Genomic DNA, 3,392 nt, shown 5'->3' on the forward strand with positions numbered 1-3,392 from the left:
GATGGGTTATCCCGATAGCCGGATTATGCCGATGTTTTCCTAACGGTGCAGGTCAGGGCACGGTTCACCCGAAATAGCTCGGCATAATTCTTAGAGGTTTTCCAGGAAGTTCAGTAAGTTGTCCGGCGGTTTGTAGCGCCCTTGGGTTGTTTTCAGGGGCGAGGTGCGGTCCATGGCGCGTTGTTTGATGCTCATGTCCGCGTGGAGGTAGGCGCGGGTCGACTCCGTGCTGGCATGGCCAAGCCAGAGCGAGATGGTGGTGGTGTCGATGCCGGAGGCCAGCATTCGCATGGCCGTTGTGTGTCGCAGGATGTGTGGCGTGATCGTTTTACGGTTCAGCGTTGGGCAGGTCAGCGCCGCTGTGCGTCTGTGAAGGGAGAGGCGCTGACTGACGGCGTCGGTACTCATCGGCCGGTGGCTTCCCTGCGCGGTGAATACCGGATCTCCCTCACTTTGGGCAACGTTTTCCTGCTGCCAGGTCCTCAGGGCTTTGGCGAGCTTCGGGTTGATCGGCGTGCTGCGATCCTTGCGTCCCTTGCCTCGGCAGGAAACATGGGCTGGCGTGTGTAACTGGGTGTCTGCCCAGGTCATGTTGGTCAATTCTGAGACTCGCAGCCCGGTCTCCAGCAAGGTTTGGATCATCAGCAGGTCCCGGCGTCCGGTCCACGTGGTGATATCAGGAGCGCCCAACAAGGCCGTTGCTTCAGTGTCGTTGAGGTAGGTGATGTCCGGTTTTGCGGTGTTTTTCGGGGCGATCGCCAAAACGCGTGCAATCAGGTCCGCATGGTCGGGGTGGCGGTAGGCGGCGTAGTGGAAGACTGCATGGATGCCGGCTAGCCGGGCGTTGCGGCTGGTGGCAGTGTTCCCGCGCGTGGCTTCCAGATGGGCCAGGAAATCCGTAATCGCTTGGGCATCAAGGTCCTCGAAACTTATGGCGGCCGGGCTGAGGTGGTGGTGTTCGGCCAGGAAGGTCAGCAGTAGCCGCCACGTGTCTCGGTAGGCGGTGATGGTGTGCGGGCTGGCGGCTTTTTGTCCGACAAGGTGCGTGGTGAAGAATGCTTGCAGGGTGGGTGCCAATAGGCTCATGACAACAGTGCTCCGGTGCTTTGTGCGGAGCGGACTCGTTCGCTCGCGAGGGCAAGTAGTTCGGGTATGGCGGTGAAATACCAGTAGGTGCTCGCCGGGCTGACGTGGCCCAGGTAGGTTGCCAGGACCGCGATTCTGACATCGACGTCCACGCCGTCCCGGCAGGCCTGCAAGAGGGCGTTCGTGGCGAAGGTATGGCGGAAATCGTGCAGTCTCGGGGCTTTTCCGCCCGCTTGGGCGGCGAAACCTAGGTCATTGCGCAGGAGCCGGAAGGCCTGTTCCAGGCCGGTGGGGTGCGGCCTGCGCCGGTACATATTCAGGAAGAACGCGTCTTCATCGAGGCAGGTGCTCAAATCGCGGCTTGTCTTCAGGTACTGCCTCAAGGCTGCCGTCGTGCTGGGATGTATCGGTACCAGGCGCAGGTTACCGCGTTTGCCGTGCACTGTGAGCACGTTGCCGGTCCAGTTAATGTCCGAGATGTTCAGGCCTAGGCATTCACTGATCCGCATGCCGGTTGTCGCCATGAGCCCGATCACCGTCTGCAGGGTCAGTCCGCGCAACGGCGGTTGCAACGTCAGGGCTGTTTCCATCAGCGCCCGGGTATGGTCGGCGGAGTAGATATAGGGTTGTTGGCGTGTCACCCGGGTGGGGATGAGTCCGGCGGGGATGATCGAGGCCAGGGCGGGTTCACGGGTATGAACGTAGGCGGCGAATCCCCGAACGCTGCTCAACCTCGCGGCTTTCCATCGCGGGTCTGCCGTGGTCGGCAGGCAAGCCCACTCCACAGCAACCTCAACGGAAATTGTGCGATGGCCGTAGGCATCGAGGTAGGCGACGAAAGAGCGCAGCATCCCATCATGACGAGCCAGCTGATGGCCCAGGGTCCGGCGTAACTGCAAGTACTCTTTCGCATGGCTTTCCAGCATGCTCGTCATGATGAGTGCCGCAGCGCGTCCGGGCTCCCGGCTGCGCCCGGCCAGGGCACGGCCATGGGCCGCAACGCTTCAAGGTTGACCTTGGCATAAATCACGGTCGTTGACGCACTGGAATGACGCAGCAATTGCGCGGCCTCTTCCAGGGATCCTCCCCGGTCAAGGACTGCGGTGGCCACGCTGTGGCGCAACCGATGCGCACCCACTCTGAATCCGATTCCTGCCCCGGCGGCGCGGGCTGTCACCATCTGGCTGATGGCAACGCTGCGCAGCGGCCGGTGTGGTGCAGCTGCTTGAAGGAACAGGTGCCTATCTGAGGACGCGGGGCGTTCGTTTTGGAGGTACTTCACGATGGCCGCACCAGCGTCCACCGGTAGCGGCATGCCTTCGATCCGCCCACCCTTCCCTGTGACCTTAAGGGTGCCGGCACGCCAATCAATATCGTCCAAGGTCAGGTCCTGGACTTCACGTGAGCGCAACCCCATCCGTGAGAGCACCAGCAGCAGGGCCTGGTTGCGCAGCGGAGCCAGCTTCCGCGCCGTGCCATTGGCGATGGCCTGGACTTGGACTTGTGTGAGGAACTTCGGCAGGCCCGCGTAAGGGGAATACGCCACCGCTGGAATGCCTTCCGCCAACGATTGCGGGATGAGCCCGGCCAGAAACATCCACCGCAAGAATGCCCGCAACGCCGTCGCGGCCACTCGAACGGAACCAATCATTTCCTTGCGTCGGCGCCACAACAGGAAATCCGTGACCTCAGAGATCGACAAGGACGCCCAGTCCGGCCCTGAGCCCTCGGCCCTCCAGCCCAGGAACGGCCGGACCTGATTCAGATAGTTCACGATCGTCGTTGGGCGCAGTCCACGTTCACGCAGCAGATACTGTTCGAAATCGCCCAACAGCTCATCCAGCGGCGACGCCTCGGGTGGTGGATCCGCCACCCGATCAATACGGGCACGCTCCAAGAAGTCCAAGAACGGCGTCAGGGAACGTGGCGTGCGGAAGTTCCGGTATCCGTGACTGCGCACGGCGAAGAACTCTTCCACGACACCAGGCGACAACGACTGCACCGCAAGGCCCCGTTCAACCATCCACCGCGACAGGTGGGCGACCAGCTGCAGTTTCTGCGAGGCCGAGTCCGGAGAGTATCCCAAGCCAGTCAGGAAAACATGAAAATCGGATGCGAACGGCGCCAATGGCCCGACGACAACCACCTTGAATGGATCACTCATGACCCACGTCCTTCCAGAGAAAATTGGAAGAACAAGTATCCGCCTCAGCTCAGAATTATGCCGAGCTATTTCGGGTGAACCGTGCCCTGACCTGCACCGTTAGGAAAACATCGGCATAATCCGGCTATCGGGATAACCCATC

At 61.4% G+C, this 3,392-nt stretch carries 3 protein-coding genes; all 3 read right to left on the reverse strand.

What is annotated here, in order from left to right; translation table 11 throughout:
* Nucleotides 1-90 precede the first annotated feature (90 nt).
* The 3 genes from NFC73_RS20580 to NFC73_RS20590 are packed head-to-tail and all read right to left on the reverse strand — an operon-like array spanning nt 91 to nt 3,214.
* Nucleotides 91-1,086: a tyrosine-type recombinase/integrase gene (locus tag NFC73_RS20580; RefSeq protein WP_254753318.1), complete on the reverse strand. Its 996-nt coding sequence runs from the start codon at nt 1,084-1,086 to the stop codon at nt 91-93.
* On the reverse strand, nt 1,083-2,012 hold the full coding sequence (locus tag NFC73_RS20585; protein ID WP_254753320.1) for a tyrosine-type recombinase/integrase: 930 nt from the start codon (nt 2,010-2,012) through the stop codon (nt 1,083-1,085). The genes NFC73_RS20580 and NFC73_RS20585 overlap by 4 nt, the downstream gene beginning before the upstream one ends.
* Before the next feature lie 5 nt (nt 2,013-2,017).
* Nucleotides 2,018-3,214 (reverse strand): tyrosine-type recombinase/integrase, encoded by a 1,197-nt coding sequence (locus NFC73_RS20590; RefSeq protein WP_254753322.1) that lies wholly within the window; start codon nt 3,212-3,214, stop codon nt 2,018-2,020.
* Nucleotides 3,215-3,392 lie beyond the last annotated feature (178 nt).

The sequence above is a fragment of the Pseudarthrobacter humi genome (assembly GCF_024294965.1).
In the GTDB taxonomy this organism is placed as follows: Bacteria; Actinomycetota; Actinomycetes; order Actinomycetales; family Micrococcaceae; genus Arthrobacter; species Arthrobacter humi.

Bases quoted from the DNA above. Each gene is read 5' to 3' on its own strand.
- NFC73_RS20580 (WP_254753318.1), bottom strand. From the start codon at position 1,086: ATGAGCCTATTGGCACCCACCCTGCAAGCATTCTTCACCACGCACCTT.
- NFC73_RS20585 (WP_254753320.1), bottom strand. From the start codon at position 2,012: ATGCTGGAAAGCCATGCGAAAGAGTACTTGCAGTTACGCCGGACCCTG.